We start from the raw sequence: 17637 nt of genomic DNA on the forward strand, positions 1-17637 counted from the left end.
TTGCTGAGGAGTTGAGCTTTCAGACCGGGCACCCGCACCTGCTTGGCCATCATGCTGAACTTGGTCCGCACGCTCGTCGTAGCGGTGACGCGGGGTCGAGATCCTGTGGGCGTTCGCGAGGCTCAGCGCGGGCAGAAGTCGACCATGGCGACGTGAGTGTTGGCAATCTGGGCGACCGTCTCGTCCGTGGCGAATTGGTCTGCGATTCCGCGACGTGATTGGGCGTGGATCCCGACCGATCTGCTCCTAGATTGTTGGTACGTAATCGGGCAAGAGGACTGGATCGACACATGGAATACCGGAATCTCGGCAGGACGGGTTTGAAGGTCAGTGAGGTGTGCCTGGGGGCGATGCACTTCGGTGGGCCCACCGACGAGCAGACCAGTGTCCGCATCCTCGACGAGTTCGCCGAGGCCGGCGGTACGTTCATCGACACCGCAGACGTGTACAACGCGGGTGAGTCGGAGGCGGTCCTCGGCCGGTGGCTGAAGGGCCGGGACCGCGACGCCTTCGTGGTCGCCACCAAGGTGTACGGCGCGATGGGCGAGGGGCCCAACGACGACGGGCTGAGCCGTAAGCACATCATCGCCGCTGTCGAAGCGAGCCTGCGCCGCCTCGGTACCGACTACATCGACTTGTACTACACGCACGTCTGGGACACGGCGACGCCGCTCGAAGAGACCCTCGCGACGCTCGACACGCTGGTCACGTCCGGCAAGGTCCGGTACCTCGGCGCGAGTAACGTCACCGGCTGGCAGCTGCAGAAGGCGATCGATCTCGCCGGGCCGAACGGGTACAAGGCGCTGCAGCCGCTGTACAACCTGCTCGACCGTGAGGCCGAGTGGGAACTGCTGGAGATCTGCCGCAACGAGGGCCTCGGCGTGATGCCGTGGAGTCCGCTGCGCGCGGGGTGGCTCGCGGGCAGGTTCCGTCGCGGCATGGAGGCGCCGCCGGAGGACACTCGGGTGGCCGCCGCGGCCGAGCGGGGACTACTGGAGGCGTGGGACTACTACAACAACGAGCGGACCTGGAACGTCCTCGACGCCTTGCACGACATCGCGGCTGAGAGCGGCAGAAGTGTCTCGCAGGTGGCTCTGCGCTGGCTGATCCAGACCGATCCCGTCACGGCTCCGATCATCGGACCGCGCACCTTCGAGCACTACGTCGACAACATCGGTGCCGCCGGTTTCTCCCTTACCGACGACCAACTCACCCGCCTCACCACAGTCAGCGAGAAGCCGTCGGTCTACCCCTACGACCTGCTGCGCAACTTCAAGCGCTGATTTCGGCCGGTACGGCGCCACGCTCGCAGATCATGAGCCGGAGCAGCGCGTCGTACCGGCCTCGAAGCGTCGTGACTAGGATCTGTGGTCATGGCGAAGCAGTCCACGCGCGCGGCTTGGACTGTGGTGCTGACATTGGACGGCGACGGGAAGCTCCACCGGCAGGTCGAGCGCGCGTTGCGCGAGGCAATCAGATCCGGGCGCGTCTCGACCGGCACCGTGCTGCCGCCGAGCCGCGAACTGGCAGCGCAACTCGACTGCTCGCGGTGGGCAGTCACGCAGGCCTACAGCCAGCTCGTGACGGAGGGCTACCTGGCGACCAGGGTGGGCTCCGGGACCTGGGTGAGCTGGTCGGGCCCGACGCGGCGGACTGCCCGGCGTACGGTTGCCGGCGGGGTCGCGACGTACAGGTTCGACCTGGCTCCCGGTGCCCCCGACTTGCGCGCGTTCCCACGCACCCGCTGGGCCGAGGCTGCGCGGGCGGCCGCACGAACGGTACCGACTGCTGACCTCGGGTACCCGGACGAGCAGGGATACCTCCCGTTACGCGAGTTGATGTCCGACTATCTTCAGCGAAGTCGGGGAGCGATCGCATCCGCCGCCGACGTGGTGATCCGCAGCGGAGTCAGTGCGAGCGTCGCCCAGCTCTGCACCGGCTTACGGGCGATGGGGATCAGTCGCATCGCCGTCGAGGATCCCGGCTGGACGAGGTTGCGTACCGTCATCGAGTCGACGGGAATGCGGCTCGAAGCGGTCCCGGTCGACCAGCACGGCCTCCAGGTCGAGCGGCTCTCGAGGCGGGACGATCTGCGGGCCGTGATCGTCACGGCGGCTCATCAGTTCCCCACCGGCGTTGTGCTTGCACCGCATCGACGGTTGGGGCTGATCGACTGGGCGCGCCGGAACAACGGCGTGATCCTCGAAGACGACTACGACGCCGAGTTCCGGTACGACCGAAGCCCGGCCGGCACGTTGCAGGGGATGGCTCCGGAACACGTCGTACTCCTCGGCTCGGTGAGCAAGACGCTGAGCCCGGCGATCGGGATCGGCTGGCTCGTGGCCCAAGGCGAGTGGCGCAGCTTGCTTGACCACTCGTCTGTTCCAGGCCCGTCGACTATCAACCAGGCGACGTTCGCGGAACTGGTGGCAGCCGGCGCGTACGACAGGCACCTGCGCACAATGCAGCGCCGGTACAAACGTCGCCGCGACTGCGTCCTCACCGCGCTCCAGCACGAACTACCAACCTGGACAGTCGGCGGCGCCGCGGCTGGTCTCCACCTGACGCTGACACACCCGAGCAACCCCGGCACACGCCTCCTCACAACAGCCGCGCGAGACCTCGGAATCCGAATCGTCCCGCTCCTGGACTACCGAATCCGCACCGCCGGAACCCAAGACGGCATCGTCCTCGGCTACGGCAACCTCACCGACAACGACGTAGCCCCAGCAATCCGATCCCTGGCAAAGGCCTTCGCCAACTCACGGCATCGAGCCGCGCAACCGCCTTCGTGAGCAGCTGAGCAAACGCATCCGCACGGTGGGTGGTCGACCACGGTGGTGTGAGGGTTGGCAAGTTGCTGGAGGGGCGTCCGGATCCGGTCAGGCGCGGCGGCAATGAGCTCGAGGTCTTGCTGTCGGACGGCTGGTATCGCGGCAAGACCGGCGGTTTCCGCCTGCCGTCCGGATGGGGTACGACGACGGCCGTGCGGCTCGAGCTCCACCTTTGGCACCACGACGGTTCCCGACAGATCGTTCGCAGCGACGACACGTGGACCAGCTCACGATCGAGGATCACCCGCGCGGACCTCATGGACGGACAGGTGGTGGACCTTGGATCACCGCCCGACGTACGGCGTCCGGTTCTGGTCGACCACGTGGTTGCCCCTGGCATCGAGTGGTCTCCCGCCCCGCCTGTGCGCAAGATCGAGACCCCGCTGCCGGTCGCGATGCGGCAGATCGACACCGGGAGCTGGGTGGCGGACTTCGGCCAGAACGCCTCGGGCTGGATCTCGCTGGCCGACCTCGGCCCGGCGGGCGCGCGCACGGTCATCGACTACGGCGAGTTCGCCCGACCTGACGGTGATCTGACCACCTCCCATCTGGACTCCGTCCTGCCAGAGGGCGGTCCGGTCCGGTTTCGGCAGCGCGACGAGGTCGTCTCCGCCGGCGGACCATGCACGTGGTGCATTCGGATCTCGCCCGGACCGGAACGTTCATCTGCAGCAGTGCCGACCTCAACCGCCTGCAGGACGTCGCGGTCTGGAGCTTTCGCGGCAACGCTGTGGGGGGTGCCCACCGACTGCCCGACGCGAGAACGAATCGGCTGGACCGGCGACTACCAGGTCTTCGCGCCCGCCGCGGCGCGGCTGTACGACGTTCTCGGGTTCAGCCGGAAGTGGCTGCGCTCGGTTCGCGACGACCAGCTGCCCGGTCGAGCGCCACGCTGGCGCGGATCGCCGAGATCCTCGGCCGGCCCGCGGAAGCGGTCCGCTACGCCGCGATCGCGGATCAGGTGCTCGATGCCTGGCGCGTGGAGTTCCTCGACGAGTCGGGGCAGACGGCCGGAGATACCCAGGCCGGCTACGTGCGGGCGTTGTCGTTCGGCCTGATCCCGGGCGAGCTGCGACAGAGCGCCGTACGACGTCTCGTCGAACTGATCCGGGCCGCGGGCAACCATTTGGGGACCGGATTCCTGGCTACGGCGCAGCTGCTCCCGGTGCTCGCCGACCACGGGTACGCCGACGTTGCGTACGACCTGCTCTTCCAGCGAACCTCCCCGTCCTGGCTGGCGATGCTCGACCGCGGAGCAACGACGATCTGGGAGGACTGGGACGGCATCGACGTCAACGGGAACCCGCACGACTCCCTCAACCACTACAGCAAGGGCGCCGTCGTCCACTTCCTGCACACCCACGTCCTGGGCCTGCGACAGGCCGAAGGATCGGTCGGTTGGGAGTCGTTCGTCGTCGCCCCGGCCCACCATCCGGAGATCACCTGGGCGCGCGGCAGCTACGAAAGTCCCCAGGGCCGCGTCGAGGTCGCGTGGCAGATCGAGGGAGAAACCTTCCGGCTCACCGTCGACGTACCGCCCGGCTCCACCGCCGAAGTCACCTTCCCCAACGGCGAACAGGCCACACTCCCACCAGGCCACTTCACCACAACCCGTCCTTCAGTCGGGCTTGCACCAGCGCGTGCGTAGGTGGCAACCGACCGCTGGATGAGTTTCATCTGGAGGTGGTGCTGGATCGCCAGACGAGTCGGTGGGGGAGAGTCACCTTGCGCGGCGAGCGTTCCGGGTCGGCGATTCGTTGCATCAGTAGTGCCATCGCGGTGTCGGCGACACGCGCCTTGTCGAAGTCGATCGTGGTCAGCGGTGGCACGGTGATCGCCGACTCGTTGATGTTGTCGTAGCCGGTCACCGAGACGTCTTCGGGCACTCTGAGGCCGTGCGCGTGCAATGCGAGCAGGGCCCCCATCGCCGCGCCGTCGGTGCAGCAGACCACTGCGTCGACCGGCCCGGGATCGCTGTCCAGGAAGGCGTTCAGGGCCCGTGCCGCGGACGTCGGTCGCCAGTCGTCGCTGGCAATCTCGAGCCTTGGATCCGTCGGGATGCCTGCCGACCGCAGCGCCTGCCGGTAGCCCTCCAGACGGGCGATCGCCGCCGGGTGATCGGACATACCGAGGAGGGCGATCCGGCGATGCCCGGTCGTGATCAGCTCGCCGGTCAGGTCGGCGATCGCGGCCGCGTTGTCCATCCACACCATGTCGACGATCGGTAGGTAGACCTCACCGATCAGGACCACCGGCGGCAGGGCGACCCCGGGTTGCACGGCTGTCGTCTCATGATTGACCGGATTCAGGATCAGGCCGTCCACCTGGTGTTCCCGGGCCCGGGACAGCAGCCGGGCCTCACGCCCCGGATCCCAGCCGGTCTCCTCGACCTGGACCTGCAGGCCGCGCGCCGCCGCCGCGTTGACGAAGTGGTGCAGCATCTCGGCGAAGAAGGGCACCTGCAGGTCCGACAGCGCGATCGCGATCATGCCGGTGCGCCCGTTCCGCAGTCCGCGAGCGGAGAGATTCGGGACGTAGTCGAGCGCGACCATCGCCGCTTCGACCCGCGCACGGGTGGCGGGACGCACGTTCACGGTCCCGTTGAGAACGTTGGAGACCGTCTTCGGTGACACCCCGGCCCAACTCGCGACATCCCGCACGGTGGCTCGCATGCGCACAATCCTAGGTCGCTCCGGCACCTGAATTTTGCTGCGGCCGAGCCGTTGACAGCGCCGATTACAACGGTGCAAACTCCCTGGCACTGCAGATTACATCGTTGCATTCGAGTCTGGAGTCCGCCCGTGCCCATGACCTCCACGATCGACCCTGCCTTCACCGTCGGACCGGTCAATCCCTGGCTGTTCGGCACGTTCGTCGAGCATCTCGGCAGGTGTGTCTACACCGGTATCTACGAGCCGACGCATCCGTCGGCGGACGAGGACGGCTTCCGCGGAGACGTCGCCGCGCTGGTCCGCGAGCTCGGTGCGACCGTGGTGCGGTACCCGGGCGGCAACTTCGTGTCCAACTATCGCTGGGAGGACGGCGTCGGGCCGCGCGCGTCGCGACCTCGCGTGCTCGACCTGGCCTGGCGTTCGATCGAGACCAACCAGGTCGGCACCGACGATTTCCTCGCCTGGTGCTCGCGCGTCGGCCTGGAGCCCATGCTCGCGGTCAACCTCGGCAACCGCGGACTGGCCGAGGCGGTGGACTACCTCGAGTACGTGAACGGCGCCCCCGGCACCCGGTACGCCGATCAGCGGGTGAGCAACGGGAACCCGAAACCCTGGGACGTACGGCTGTGGTGCTTGGGCAACGAGATGGACGGCCCGTGGCAGATCGGCCACAAGACGCCGCTCGAGTACGCCCGCCTCGCGCAGGAGGTCGCCCACGCGTACAAGACCTTCGACCCGAAGCTCCTCCTGGTCGCCTGTGGTTCGTCGAACACGTCGATGCCGACCTTCGGCGAGTGGGAGCGCGTCGTCCTCGAGCACTGCTACGACGACGTCGACCTGATCTCCGCGCACGTCTATTACGAGCCGGTCGGCGGCGACGAGGTGTCGTTCCTCGCGTCCTCGGCGCACATGGACCGCTATATCCGCGACGTCGTGGCGACCGCCGACCATGTGGCCGCGAGACGGCACTCGTCGAAGCGGATCAACATCTCCTTCGACGAGTGGAACGTGTGGTTCGCCGCCCGGCACGCGGAGCACGAGGAGGAGCGCGCCGAGGCGTCCGAGGCGCCTGCCCTGATCCAGGACGTCTACACCGCCCTGGACGCGGTGGTGGTCGGGTCGCTGCTGATCACCCTGCTGCGCAACACCGATCGGGTTGGCGTGGCCTGCCAGGCCCAGTTGGTGAACGCGATCGCGCCGATCCTGACCGTCGAAGGCGGTGCCGCCTGGCGGCAGACGATCTTTCACCCGTTCGCACTGACCGCGAAGTACGCCCGCGGCACGGTGCTGATGCTTGCCGGCGACCGCGGTGAGGTCGACACGCCGGCGTACGGATCCGTGGAGCAGGTGTGGGCGGTCGCGACGTACGACGAAGAGTCCGGTGAGCTGGCGATCTTCGCCGCCAACCGGTCGCTGACCGAACCTGCCTCCTGGACAGTCCGGCTCGGCTCACTCGGTGAGCTCCGCCTGCTCGAGCACCTCGCGGTCGGTGATGAGGACCGCAACGCAGTCAACTCCCAGGACGCCCCGGACCGTGTCGTTCCCCAGCCAGGGGTTTCCGCCCTCTCCGGCGACCGCTTGACCGTCACGCTGCCGCCGGCCTCGTGGCACTGCATCCGGCTCGCCACCCGGTGATCTTCGAAAGGACGAACAATGACTACTCCTGATCTGGTGCGTCTCGGCCGCCGTACCCTCCTCGGCGCCGTCGCCGGTGCGGGCGCCGGACTCGCCCTCACCGCGTGTGGCGGCACCAGCGGCCCGCCGCAGGCGGGGCCCGCGACCGGCAAGGGGGGCGCCGAGGGGTACGACGGGCCCAACGTCGAACTGCAGTACTGGAACGGTCTGACCGGCGGCGACGGCCCGGTCATGAAGAAGCTGGCGCAGAAGTTCATGGACGCCCACCCGAAGATCAAGGTCACCACCACGTCGATCGCCTGGGCGGACCTGTTCCAGAAGCTGCCCGCCGCGGTGCAGAGCGGCCGCGCACCGGACGTCTGCCTGATGCACACCGCCGACATCGCCACGAACGCCGCGCGCCGGGTCGTGCAGCCGATCGACGACGTGGTCGCGGGCGCCAAGCTCAGCGCCGACGACTACGCCGAGCTGGTGTGGAAGGCCACCTTCTACCAGGACAAGCAGTACGCCATCCCGCTCGACATTCATCCGGCCGGGCTCTACTACAACAAGAAGGTCCTGACCCAGGTGGGCGCGGACCCGACGAAGCCGCCGACGACCAAGGACGAGTTCATGGCCGTCCTGGACAAGTGCAAGTCCAAGGGCGTCAAGGGCTACTGGGTCAGCGCGCTGAGCGTCGGAGGTCTGGTCGCGCAGTCGATGATCTTCCAGAACGGCGGCTACATGATCAGCGACGACGGCGCCAAGACCGGCTTCGGCGATCAGCCCGCGATCGACTCGATCACTTTCTTCAAGAGCTTGATCGACAAGGACTACTCACCGAAGAACGCGGCCGGCGACGGCGACTGGGTCTCGTTCAGCAACAGCAAGGCCGCCTTCATGATCAGCGGCCCGTGGATGGTCACCCCGTGCAAGCAGGCCAAGGGGCTGGAGTGGGGCTGCGCGCCGATTCCGGTGCTCGGATCCAAGGAACAGACGTGGGCGGGTTCGCACTGCTTCACGCTGCCGCGGCAGACCAACCAGGACAAGAACAAGGCGACGGCGGCCCGGGTCTTCGTCAACTGGATGAGCCAGAACTCGGTCGGCTGGGCCGAGGCCGGCATGGTTCCGGCCCGCAAGTCGGTCCGCGAGTCCGCGGACTTCGCGCAGTACACCGAGGTCAAGCAGTTCGAGAAGATGATCGACTGGGCGCACTTCCCGCCGAACGTGCCGGGCGCCGGCGACACCGACCCCGAGTGGACGAAGGCGATCAGCCTCGCCGTGACCGGAAAGAAGCCGATCGACCAGGCGCTGAAGGACGCGGCACAGAAGGGTGATCAGATCCTGGCCGCGAACCAGAAGAAGTACGGCGGATGAGCGGGCGGATCACCGGCCTGGTCCGGCCGGTCCGCAGCCCGTTGCGGCACCACCATCCGGTCACGCCGTACCTGTTCGTCGCGCCGTACGTCGTACTCCTGCTGACGTTCCTCGTGGGGCCTGCCGTCTTCGGTGTCTGGATGAGCCTGCACAACTGGGACTTCATGCTGCCGGGCAAGCCCTGGGTCGGACTGCAGAACTACCGCGACCTGTTCGACTCCAGCTCGGTGCTCTTCCATCCGTTCTGGAACGGTATGAAGAACACCTTCCTGTTCGTCCTGATGAGCGTGCCGTTCCTGGTGGCCATCCCGCTGGGGCTGGCGCTGCTGCTGAACCGGAAGTTCCGCGGGCGGACCTTCTTCCGCGCGGTGGTGTTCACGCCGTTCGTCCTCGGGGTCGCGGTGGTCGGCCTGATCTTCGGCTACCTCTTCGACCCGGAGGTCGGACTGGTCAACGGGATCCTCGACGGGGTGGGGTTGCCCAAGGTCTCCTGGCTGTCCACCCAGCCGCAGGCGTGGATCACGATCACGGTCATGACGATCTGGTGGACCATCGGGTTCAACGCGGTGATCTTCCTCGCCGGCCTGCAGGGTCTGCCCGAACAGCTGTACGAGGCGGCGGAACTCGACGGCGCCGGCCGGTGGTCCCAGTTCCGGCACGTCACGGTGCCGGGCCTTCGCAACGTCTTCCTCTTCGTGGTGATGACCACCGTCCTCGCCAGCGCGAACCTCTTCGGCCAGCCGTACATCCTCACCAAGGGCGGGCCGGGTGACAGTACGACGACGGCGATCATGGCGATGACCAACGAAGGCCTGCGCGGCTTCCGGATGGGCAGCGCGGCGGCGATGAGCTACGTGCTCGCGCTGGCCCTGGCCATCATCTCGGTCGCGAACTTCCTGATCATGAGAGAGCGCAAACCATCATGACGACGACCAGTCCGATCACCGGCGCCGGTCCCGGCGCCTCCGACCCCGCCGCCACCGAACCCGGCGGACCGGCCCGGCGCCGGCGGGCCTACTCCCGGACCAGAGTGGGGCCGCTGACGTACGTCGCGATGACGGTCATCTCGCTGATCTTCATCCTGCCGTTGCTGTGGATGCTGCTGACCACGTTCAAGACCGAGTCCGACGCGCGCTCGATCCCGATCCGGGTGATGCCCAGCGAATGGACGCTGCGCGCGTACCGGCTGATCTTCGACGACGCCGCCAACCCCGTCTACACATGGCTGATCAACTCACTTGTGGTGTCGGTCCTGCACATGGTGCTCAATGTGGTGGTGGCGGCGATGGCGGCGTACGCGCTGTCGCGGATGACCTTCAGGGGCCGGAACCTGCTGTTCGGCACGCTGATTGCGACGCTGTTCATGCCGGGCTTCATCTTCTTCATGCCGAACTACCTCACGATGAGCAAGCTCGGCTGGCTGGACAGCTACTGGGCGCTGGTGGTGCCGGGGGCGGCGGGCGCCTTCGGCGTCTTCTTCCTCCGCCAGTTCTTCCTCGCGATCCCTCGCGAACTGGAGGAGAGCGCGCTGATCGACGGGGCCAACTCCTGGACGATCTTCACCCGCATCATGCTCCCGCTGTCGAAGCCGGCGCTGGTGACGCTCGCGGTACTGAGCTTCCTCGGCGCGTGGAACGACTTCGTCTGGCCGGTGTTCGTCCTCTTCAGCCCCGACAGGATGACCCTGGCACCCGGCCTGGCCACGCTGTACGGCGCCTACACCACCGACTACCCCGTCGTCATGGCCGGTGCGACCCTCGCCGCGATCCCAGTGCTGATCCTGTATGTCGTGGTGCAGCGCTACGTCATCGAAGGCGTCGCGAACAGCGGCCTCAAGGGCTAGCGGACGTGGCAGGGGGTCTGCGGGTGTGCGGCCCGGGAGTCACTCGCCGATTAGTACTCGCCGTAGATCTGGACCTTGGTGCCGAGGGGGGTGTCGGCGAAGATTTGGTGGATTTCGGGGCGTACTACGCGGACGCAGCGGTGGCTGTCTGGGTAGGGCTTGACGAGGGAGTTGACTCGGGAGCCGTGCAGGGCGATGCCGGGCCGGTCCTTGAGGAAGTAGAGGGAGTCGTACATGTACGCGTCGTCGTACAGGCTGCTCTCGTGCGCGCCGGCCCATTTGCGCCAGACCGCGCCGGTGCGGTTCGGGGTCTCGTAGCCGGGGCCGCCGGTGGAGATCCAGACGATCCGCTTGTACGTCTTTCCGACGATCTGGTACAGGATCTGGCATGTCTTGTTGACGTAGATGCCGGGGGAGCGGGTCGGCGCCGGGCGACTGGTTGCGTTGAGCACCGAGTACGCGTCGTTCAGGCTGAGTCCCTTGCGGCTGACCGGCAGGCCGTTGGTCTCGCGCCACGCGCACAGCGCTTGCTTGGCGCGGGCCGTGATGTCACCGTCGATGTCACCGACCGGGTATCCGAGCTTGTCCAGTTGCCGTTCCACGCGCAGCGCGTAGTACTCCGGCTTCTGCTTCACCTTGGGCTTCGGCTTGACCGTCGGCTGCACAGTGGGCTTGGCCGTCGGAGTGGCGCTCGGAGTCGCGCTCGGCGTACTGCTCGAGGCCTGAGTAGGAGAAGGTGTCGACTCGCTCGCGGCCACATCGGAACAGCCGGCGAGTACGAACGACAGGACGACCGCACCGGCAACGAGACCACGTCGACGAGACACGAATTCCCCTCTCCCTCAGATTTTCAGCGTCGCAGAACCACGCCACGTAAGCGTGCAACGACCCGCCGAGACTAATCTGAGAGAGGTTCCTCAACAGGCGCCGTGCCGGATCCCGTCACCGAACCGTTGCCGAGTTCCGGTGCCGGATCGTCCCGCAACCGGCTGTACAGGTAGCCGTCCCGCATCCGCCCGGCCCGGAACTCGCACCCGCGGATCACCCCTTCGAGCCGGAAACCCGCCTTTTCCAAGGACTTCTGCTCGGCCACGTTCTCCGGATGCGTCGCAGCCTGGATCCGGTGCACCGCGGTGTGCTCGAACAGGTACGCCGTCAGCAGCGCCTGCGCCCGCCACCCGATCCCACGCCCGCGGTACTCCGGCAGCAGCGCGATCCCGATCTCCCAGTACGGCGTACGCCCGTCGAACGACCCCGTCCGCCAACTCACGAGCCCCGCCGTCTCGGAGCCGGTGCGCACCATCAACCGTCCGTCGTCCTTGCCGAGGAACCCGTCCTCGGCATACCGCCGTACGGGCGCCTGCGCGTCCCGGAACCCGTTCCAGTCCAGCCCGATCAGCCACGGCTCGACCGCGAACCGCTGGAACAACGCCACATCCTCTTCCTGAACAGGCCGCAGCAAGACATCCATGCCTGCCAGACTAAAGGGCCTGGATGCCACGCGGGCTGAGCGCGGGTCGCGTGCTTCGGTCAACCGCGCTGGGGCTAACAAGGAACTTGGCGAACTGGACAACGGGTACGACGCCTGCCTCGCGCTGCAGGCACTCACCACCAAGTCGGGCTACGGCACCGTCCTCGCCGAACTCCACGCCGACCTTGCTCAGTGCAACTTCCTCGACGGCGAGGTCGAGCTCGCCGACATCCAGGCCCTCGCGGAGTCGTACGCCATCGAGTCGGCTTTGCGGGGTGGGCGACCGGGTTTTACAGGCCGAGGTCGCGGAGGAACTCGGGCTTGTAGGCCTGCATCACGACGTACCGCGGGTCCGGGACCTCCATGTCCGCGTTCTTCGCGGCGTCGCCGGCGGCGTCGTGCGGGCCTACCGGCACGCTCGGGTCGGTCCAGTCCTGCTCGGCCGGATTCCAGCGCGCGACGGTGTAGGTCGCGTCGAGGTGCTCGTCGGCCACCAGATCCTTGGCGGTCCGCTCAGCTTCCTGCGCGTCGTCGAGCGTGTGCGTGTACATCAGCATCCGGTTCCCGTCCCGGGTCACCGTCACCTGACTCCCGAGCCGCTTCCGCGCGTCGTCATCCAGATCCAACGCCCGCAACCGATCCCAGACCGTCAACCCGTGCTCGTCACTCCCAAGCACAACCTCAACCCGAAACTCCTCATCCGCCATGCGCACACCCTACCGAGCGGGCCGTCCGCCCCAGCACGCAGACCCGCAGCCCCCTTCCCGTCGCGTGGGCCCATTTCCCAGCCGGCCAGGGCTGTCGCTGCTCGGCCAGACCTCCGCTCCGAGCCGACCGGCCGCACTCACCAACCCCATCGCCGCTCCGAGCCGACCGGCCGCACTCACCAACCCCCATCGCCGCTCCGAGCGGACCTGCCGCAGTCACCAACCCCCATCGCCGCTCCGAGCGGACCTGCCGCAGTCACCAACCCCCATCGCCGCTCCGAGCGGAACTGCCGCACTCACCAACCGCCATCGCCGCGGTGCAACGTCGGCCTCCTGAGCGTGACGGCTCGACGCGGCTCCCGGTCCTGGCCCGCTTGGTGAGTGGCCCACGTCCGCTGTTCCAGTTAGTTGCGGACCGCCAGCCCGTCACGATCGCGCTCCAGGCGCGGTTCCCCGCCTGAAGCAAGCCGGATGGGCGCATTGTGATGGCCTGGCGGTCCGCGACGATGGGCCGCCGGCGAGCCGGGGGTCCGCGCCAACATGCGGGGCCGCAGAATTGTCGTGGTTCGATCGACTACAGTTCTTAGTCATGGAGCTGAGGCACTTGGAACACTTCGTGGCGGTGGCCGAGCAGAAGCACTTCACGCGGGCTGCCGAGGCGATGTCGATCTCGCAGTCGGGGTTGTCCGCCTCGATCCGCGCGCTCGAACGTGAGCTCCGCGCGAGTCTGTTCGTCCGCAACACCCGCAGCGTAGAACTCACCGAGGCGGGCCGGGCGCTCCTGTGCGAGGGACGACGTACCCTCGCCGCCGCCGAGGCCGCGAAGGACGCCGTCGCCGCGGTCCAGGGGTTGCTCCGCGGTCACCTCACGGTCGGGCTCGAGCAGTGCCTCGGGGTGGTCGACGTACCGGCGCTGCTCGCGAAGTTCCGGTCCGCGTACCCCGGCGTGGAGATCGAGGTCCGCCAAGGCGGCTCCACGCCCATGCTCGACGAACTCGCGTCCGGCCGGCTCGACGTCGCGTTCGTCGCGACCGCCGGCGACCCGGTCGACGGGCTCGACCTGCGGCCGCTGTCGCGCGAGTCGATGGTGCTCGTCTGCGCTCCCGACCACCGGCTCGCGAAGGCGTCCGGCGTGACTCTCGACGACTTGGCGGGGGAGTCGTTCGTCGATTTCGACCCGACCTGGGGCGCCCGCGCCATCTCCGACCGCGCCTTCACGACGGCCGGCGTCGCGCACCCGGTGACGATCGAGGTCAACGACGTACACACGCTCCTGGCCCTCGTTGCCCACGACCTGGGCGTAGCGCTCGTCCCCGAACGCATCGCCGCCAAACGCGGCGACCACATCACCGTCTCCCTGGCTCCCGGCACCGCCTCCGACTGGCAGGTCTCCGTCGCCGTCCCCACCGGCCCCGCCGCCTCACTCGCCGCCGACGCACTCATCGGCATGCTCCCCACGACCGCCGTCCACGCCTAGGCGTACTGCAGGTCCGCGACCTGGATGCGCCGCCGTCACTGGTGAAGTCGTAGTGCGCCAGCCATCCGTCCGACCCGGCCGGCGCCCAGCGCACCAGCACATTCTGTCCGGTCGGCCGTCGTTCGACTACTTCCAGGGCTTGCAGCGATCCGCCGATCACCTCGTTGCGCGCCCAGGTGCGGATCGCGTCCTGGCCGGCGATCGTCCGCGACACATCGACGATCCGTCCGTCCGTGTGGAACGCGTTCACGAGCCCGTCCAGGTCCCGTCGGTTCACGGCGTCCACGTACGCCTGCACTGCCGGAAGAACGTCCACCGTCGTAGGCGCAGGAGCCGCGCCTGGATTGGAGCCGCTGCAGCCGACGAGCGCCACGGCGACCGCAGCGACGGCGGATATCTTCACCGCTCGTCCTGGAGCAACGTGCCGCCCACCGGCATCAATCGGGCGAGGACGGCGTCGATCCGCTCGAGCGTGTCCGGGTGCAGGGTGATGTCGGCCGCCGCCAGATTCTCGACGATGTGCGCCGGCGTACGACTGCCCGGGATCGGCACCACCGCCGGATCCTGGTGCAGTAACCACGCGAGCGCGAGCTGGCTCCGGGTGATCCCGAGGTCAGCGGCCAGCGCTTCGAGGGCGGCGTACGACGCATTGTTGGCCTTCAGGCTCTCCGCATCGAACCGTGGCGCATTGTTCCGGAAGTCATCGTCGTCCAACTTCTCGACCGTGCCCGTCAGGAACCCGGCACCGAGCGGACTCCACGGTACGACGCCAACACCGAGCTCCCGCGCCACATCGAGCAACTCCGGATCGATCGGCCGCCACATCGACCACTCGGTCTGTACGGCGGCGATCGGATATACGGCGTACGCCCGACGAAGCTCGTCCGGCGTCACATTGGACACCCCCAGATACCGAACCTTGCCGTCGGCAACCAGCTCGCCCATCGCGCCGACCGAATCCTCGATCGGCACCTGCGGATCCGGGAAGTGCAGGTAATACAGGTCGATCACGTCGATGCCGAGGTTGGTCAGACTGCTGTCGGCGTACCCGCGGATGTACTTCGGCTCCGCGTTCACCAGTAACTGTTCGAACGCGAAACCCACCGCCAACGGATGCGGCTGCGCGCCGTCAGGCAACTTGAGACCGAACTTGGTCGCCACCGTCACCTCGTCGCGCCGCCCGCGAATCGCCCGTCCGACCACCTTCTCGTTGTGCCCGTCGTCGCCGTACGCGTCACTGGTGTCGATGAACGTCCCACCGGCCCCGATCGCCGCGTCGAGTGCCGCGACCGCGCGGTCGTCGTCGATGTCGCCGTACATGCCGGGGGAGAGAACCATGGCGCCGAACCCGATCGCCGGTACGTCGAGTCCACCGAGATTGCGTGTGCTTGTCATGAGTCCAGCATCGGATCGCCGATACCGCACGGTCCAAGACCTGTTGGTATAACCGTTGGTTATGGATGCGCACCTGCGCGAACTCCGCTACTTCGTCGCGACCGCCGAGGAGGCGACCGTGACGGCCGCGGCAGCGCGCCTCTTCGTGTCACAGCCCGCTCTGTCCAAACAACTCCGGGCCCTCGAACGCCGCCTCGGCTTCGACCTCTTCGAGCGCCTGCCGCGTGGACTGACGCTGACCTCGCAGGGGTCGGTCTTGCTCCCAGTCGCGAGGGAGGTGCTCGCCGCTTGGGACCGCGGGTACGCCGAAGCGCGAGCAGCCGCCCACCCGAATCAGCTGGTGGTTGGCATGCAGACTGCTGTCGGCCGCGATCTGCAACGCCCTGCCGTCGAACGCTTCCGCGCCGCGCTCCCCGGCTGGACGGTCTCGCTGCGCCTGGTCGGCTGGGACGACCCGACCGCCGGCCTCGCCGACGGAACCAGCGACGTCGCCTTCGTCTGGCTCCCGATCTCCGCCGACTTCGCGACCCGCGTGCTGATCACCGAACCCCGCTGGGTCGCGCTACCCACCCAGCATCCATTGGCGGACCGCCCATCAGTCCCGTTCGAGTTGCTCCTGGACGAGCCCTTCGTAGCTCTTCCTGCGGCAGCCGGTCCACTCCGCGACTTCTGGCTGGCCGTTGACGCGCGGTCGGGGCCGCCTGTCGTGGCGGCCGAGGCCACCGCCGCGGACGAGGTCCTCGAACTGGTCACCGCCGGCGTCGGCATCGCCCTCCTCGCCGAAGGCAACACGGGTCTCTACCAACGCCCCGGCCTCGTCTGCCGCCCCGTCCCGGATCTCCCACCTGCTGAGCTGGCGGTCGCGTGGCGCCGCACCGACAACCGCGACGCCGTACGTGCGTTCCTCAACTCGATCCAGCCCTGAATGCCGCCGTACACCTGGTTGTGTACGGCGGCATGTCCGCCTTACCAGGCGTAGTCCTCCGGGGCGGTCTTGTAGCCCGGGAAGATTTCGTCGAGGCGGGTCAGGGACTTCTCGTCGAGCTTGATGTCGACGGCGCGTACGGCGGACTCCAGTTGCTCCATCGTCCGCGGGCCGACGATCGGACCCGTCACGCCCGGCTGGTGCAGCAGCCACGCGAGCGCGAGCTCACCCGGCTCGTGGCCCAGTTCGTCCGCGAACGCCTCGTACTGCTCGATCTGCGGCCGGAGCTTCTCGAGCGTCTCCTTGGACCGGCCCTCGAGGCGCCGTACGCCCTCGTTCTCCTTCCGGATCACGCCGCCCAGCAGCCCACCGTGCAGCGGCGACCACGGGATCACGCCCAACCCGTACGCCTGCGCCGCCGGCAGCACCTCCCGCTCGATGTCACGCTGTGCGAGGTTGTACAGCGACTGCTCGCTGACAAGCCCGACATAGTTGCGTCGCGCCGCCGCCTCCTGCGCCTGAGCGATGTGCCATCCGGCGAAGTTGCTCGACCCGGCGTACAGCACCTTCCCCTGCTGTACGGCGACCTCCATCGCCTGCCAGATCTCTTCCCACGGCGTGTTCCGGTCGATGTGGTGGAACTGGTACAGGTCCACGTAGTCCGTCTGCAACCGCTTCAGGCTCGCATCGAGCGCGCGGCGGATGTTGAGCGCGGACAGCCGGCTCGTGTTCGGCCACTCCTGCCCCATGTCGCCGTACACCTTGGTCGCCAGCACCGTCTTCTCCCGGTTCTTGGCATCCTTGGCGAACCACTCCCCGATGATCTCCTCGGTCCGCCCCGGGTAGATAGACCGCCCATACCCGTTGGCCGTATCAAAGAAGTTGATCCCCACCTCATGCGCCCGATCCATGATCGCGTGCGCATCCCCCACCTCGGTCAGAGGCCCGAAGTTCATCGTCCCCAACACGATCCGACTGACGTTCAGTCCCGTACGCCCAAGCTGAGTAAATTCCATACCCTCCAACCTCCCTCGCCCCAGCTGACATGTCCAACAGAGGAATCCGCTCAGTTCGATTACTCGTCCTTCTGAGTGGCGGGAGCGTCTAGCAGGCCAACATCTTCTGAATCGCTTGCCGCGTCACGCCGAGCTCCCGAGCGATGTCAGCTCGCGACAGCCCTTGGTCGAGCAGGCCTTGCATCAGCTCCCGACGCTCGGCAGCCAACTCCTGAGCCAGCCGAGCATGGTGCAGCGCCTGCGCCCGCACCTCCTTGATCCGCTCAAACGTCCCCTCGTGCCCAGAAAGATCCTTGTCCGCCATAA

General features: G+C 67.6%; 17 protein-coding genes and 1 pseudogene. 10 read left to right on the top strand and 8 right to left on the bottom strand.

What is annotated here, in order from left to right; translation table 11 throughout:
- Positions 1–290 precede the first annotated feature (290 nt).
- From EV651_RS29115 to EV651_RS41980, 4 genes and pseudogenes are all read left to right on the top strand, one after another.
- Complete coding sequence (locus tag EV651_RS29115; RefSeq protein ID WP_133788464.1) at positions 291–1283, top strand: aldo/keto reductase; 993 nt, start codon at positions 291–293, stop codon at positions 1281–1283.
- A 90-nt stretch (positions 1284–1373) separates the two neighbouring features.
- Positions 1374–2795: a PLP-dependent aminotransferase family protein gene (locus EV651_RS29120; protein ID WP_133788465.1), complete on the top strand. Its 1422-nt coding sequence runs from the start codon at positions 1374–1376 to the stop codon at positions 2793–2795.
- Between the two features lie 47 nt (positions 2796–2842).
- Positions 2843–3651 (top strand): annotated as a pseudogene (locus EV651_RS43395) (family 78 glycoside hydrolase catalytic domain); the annotation flags it as partial.
- A gap of 27 nt (positions 3652–3678) precedes the next feature.
- Positions 3679–4482, top strand: a complete 804-nt coding sequence (locus EV651_RS41980; RefSeq protein WP_202870556.1) for an alpha-L-rhamnosidase C-terminal domain-containing protein — start codon at positions 3679–3681, stop codon at positions 4480–4482.
- A gap of 25 nt (positions 4483–4507) precedes the next feature.
- Here EV651_RS41980 and EV651_RS29130 read toward each other — a convergent pair whose 3' ends face one another.
- Complete coding sequence (locus tag EV651_RS29130) at positions 4508–5506, bottom strand: LacI family DNA-binding transcriptional regulator (RefSeq protein ID WP_133788466.1); 999 nt, start codon at positions 5504–5506, stop codon at positions 4508–4510.
- Positions 5507–5641: 135 nt separating this feature from the next.
- On the opposite strand from EV651_RS29130, the gene EV651_RS29135 reads away from it, so the two are divergent.
- Genes EV651_RS29135 through EV651_RS29150 form a run of 4 tightly spaced genes read left to right on the top strand, consistent with a single transcriptional unit; the run spans position 5642 to position 10340 of the window.
- On the top strand, positions 5642–7141 hold the full coding sequence (locus EV651_RS29135) for an alpha-N-arabinofuranosidase (protein WP_166658836.1): 1500 nt from the start codon (positions 5642–5644) through the stop codon (positions 7139–7141).
- Positions 7142–7159: 18 nt separating this feature from the next.
- Entirely contained in the window at positions 7160–8497 is a 1338-nt protein-coding gene (locus EV651_RS29140; RefSeq protein ID WP_133788468.1) for an ABC transporter substrate-binding protein, read from the top strand.
- Positions 8494–9423, top strand: a complete 930-nt coding sequence (locus EV651_RS29145; protein ID WP_133788469.1) for a carbohydrate ABC transporter permease — start codon at positions 8494–8496, stop codon at positions 9421–9423. The genes EV651_RS29140 and EV651_RS29145 overlap by 4 nt, the downstream gene beginning before the upstream one ends.
- Positions 9420–10340: a carbohydrate ABC transporter permease gene (locus EV651_RS29150; RefSeq protein ID WP_133788470.1), complete on the top strand. Its 921-nt coding sequence runs from the start codon at positions 9420–9422 to the stop codon at positions 10338–10340. The genes EV651_RS29145 and EV651_RS29150 overlap by 4 nt, the downstream gene beginning before the upstream one ends.
- Positions 10341–10390: 50 nt before the next feature.
- Here the strand turns inward: EV651_RS29150 and EV651_RS29155 are convergent, their stop codons facing one another.
- The 3 genes from EV651_RS29155 to EV651_RS29165 all read right to left on the bottom strand — a co-directional run bounded on the left by EV651_RS29155 (position 10391) and on the right by EV651_RS29165 (position 12518).
- Positions 10391–11167 carry a L,D-transpeptidase gene (locus EV651_RS29155; protein ID WP_238157264.1) on the bottom strand — a complete coding sequence of 259 codons (777 nt, stop codon included), beginning with the start codon at positions 11165–11167 and terminating at the stop codon, positions 10391–10393.
- Between the two features lie 71 nt (positions 11168–11238).
- Positions 11239–11811: a GNAT family N-acetyltransferase gene (locus EV651_RS29160; protein WP_133788471.1), complete on the bottom strand. Its 573-nt coding sequence runs from the start codon at positions 11809–11811 to the stop codon at positions 11239–11241.
- Positions 11812–12101: 290 nt separating this feature from the next.
- Positions 12102–12518, bottom strand: coding sequence for a hypothetical protein (locus EV651_RS29165; protein ID WP_133788472.1), 417 nt, complete (start codon positions 12516–12518; stop codon positions 12102–12104).
- Between the two features lie 589 nt (positions 12519–13107).
- On the opposite strand from EV651_RS29165, the gene EV651_RS29170 reads away from it, so the two are divergent.
- A complete protein-coding gene (locus EV651_RS29170; protein WP_133788473.1) occupies positions 13108–13995 on the top strand; it encodes a LysR family transcriptional regulator in 888 nt (295 codons plus the stop codon).
- Here EV651_RS29170 and EV651_RS29175 read toward each other — a convergent pair.
- Together EV651_RS29175 and EV651_RS29180 are read right to left on the bottom strand one after the other, a co-directional pair.
- A complete protein-coding gene (locus EV651_RS29175; RefSeq protein WP_166658831.1) occupies positions 13958–14398 on the bottom strand; it encodes a nuclear transport factor 2 family protein in 441 nt (146 codons plus the stop codon). The two genes, EV651_RS29170 and EV651_RS29175, sit on opposite strands and share 38 nt — an antisense overlap.
- Complete coding sequence (locus EV651_RS29180) at positions 14395–15390, bottom strand: aldo/keto reductase (protein WP_133788475.1); 996 nt, start codon at positions 15388–15390, stop codon at positions 14395–14397. Before EV651_RS29180 ends, EV651_RS29175 begins: the two co-directional genes overlap by 4 nt.
- Positions 15391–15451: 61 nt before the next feature.
- Here EV651_RS29180 and EV651_RS29185 point away from each other — a divergent pair, with 61 nt between their 5' ends.
- Positions 15452–16315, top strand: coding sequence for a LysR family transcriptional regulator (locus EV651_RS29185; protein WP_133788476.1), 864 nt, complete (start codon positions 15452–15454; stop codon positions 16313–16315).
- A gap of 41 nt (positions 16316–16356) precedes the next feature.
- Here the strand turns inward: EV651_RS29185 and EV651_RS29190 are convergent, their stop codons facing one another.
- Both EV651_RS29190 and EV651_RS29195 read right to left on the bottom strand, forming a co-directional pair.
- On the bottom strand, positions 16357–17271 hold the full coding sequence (locus EV651_RS29190) for an aldo/keto reductase (protein WP_238157265.1): 915 nt from the start codon (positions 17269–17271) through the stop codon (positions 16357–16359).
- 148 nt (positions 17272–17419) lie between these two features.
- Complete coding sequence (locus EV651_RS29195; protein WP_133788478.1) at positions 17420–17635, bottom strand: TrfB-related DNA-binding protein; 216 nt, start codon at positions 17633–17635, stop codon at positions 17420–17422.
- Positions 17636–17637: the final 2 nt, after the last annotated feature.

The organism is Kribbella sp. VKM Ac-2571 (assembly GCF_004362255.1).
In the GTDB taxonomy this organism is placed as follows: Bacteria; Actinomycetota; Actinomycetes; order Propionibacteriales; family Kribbellaceae; genus Kribbella; species Kribbella pratensis.

What these genes read in the sequence shown, in the direction of transcription:
- EV651_RS29190 (WP_238157265.1), bottom strand. Translation starts at nt 17,271, where the DNA reads ATGAACTTCGGGCCTCTGACCGAGGTGGGGGATGCGCACGCGATCATG.
- EV651_RS29145 (WP_133788469.1), top strand. Translation starts at nt 8,494, where the DNA reads ATGAGCGGGCGGATCACCGGCCTGGTCCGGCCGGTCCGCAGCCCGTTG.
- EV651_RS29150 (WP_133788470.1), top strand. Translation starts at nt 9,420, where the DNA reads ATGACGACGACCAGTCCGATCACCGGCGCCGGTCCCGGCGCCTCCGAC.
- EV651_RS29195 (WP_133788478.1), bottom strand. Translation starts at nt 17,635, where the DNA reads ATGGCGGACAAGGATCTTTCTGGGCACGAGGGGACGTTTGAGCGGATC.
- EV651_RS29120 (WP_133788465.1), top strand. Translation starts at nt 1,374, where the DNA reads ATGGCGAAGCAGTCCACGCGCGCGGCTTGGACTGTGGTGCTGACATTG.
- EV651_RS29130 (WP_133788466.1), bottom strand. Translation starts at nt 5,506, where the DNA reads ATGCGAGCCACCGTGCGGGATGTCGCGAGTTGGGCCGGGGTGTCACCG.
- EV651_RS29135 (WP_166658836.1), top strand. Translation starts at nt 5,642, where the DNA reads ATGACCTCCACGATCGACCCTGCCTTCACCGTCGGACCGGTCAATCCC.
- EV651_RS29160 (WP_133788471.1), bottom strand. Translation starts at nt 11,811, where the DNA reads ATGGATGTCTTGCTGCGGCCTGTTCAGGAAGAGGATGTGGCGTTGTTC.
- EV651_RS29165 (WP_133788472.1), bottom strand. Translation starts at nt 12,518, where the DNA reads ATGGCGGATGAGGAGTTTCGGGTTGAGGTTGTGCTTGGGAGTGACGAG.
- EV651_RS29185 (WP_133788476.1), top strand. Translation starts at nt 15,452, where the DNA reads ATGGATGCGCACCTGCGCGAACTCCGCTACTTCGTCGCGACCGCCGAG.
- EV651_RS29180 (WP_133788475.1), bottom strand. Translation starts at nt 15,390, where the DNA reads ATGACAAGCACACGCAATCTCGGTGGACTCGACGTACCGGCGATCGGG.
- EV651_RS29140 (WP_133788468.1), top strand. Translation starts at nt 7,160, where the DNA reads ATGACTACTCCTGATCTGGTGCGTCTCGGCCGCCGTACCCTCCTCGGC.
- EV651_RS29170 (WP_133788473.1), top strand. Translation starts at nt 13,108, where the DNA reads ATGGAGCTGAGGCACTTGGAACACTTCGTGGCGGTGGCCGAGCAGAAG.
- EV651_RS29115 (WP_133788464.1), top strand. Translation starts at nt 291, where the DNA reads ATGGAATACCGGAATCTCGGCAGGACGGGTTTGAAGGTCAGTGAGGTG.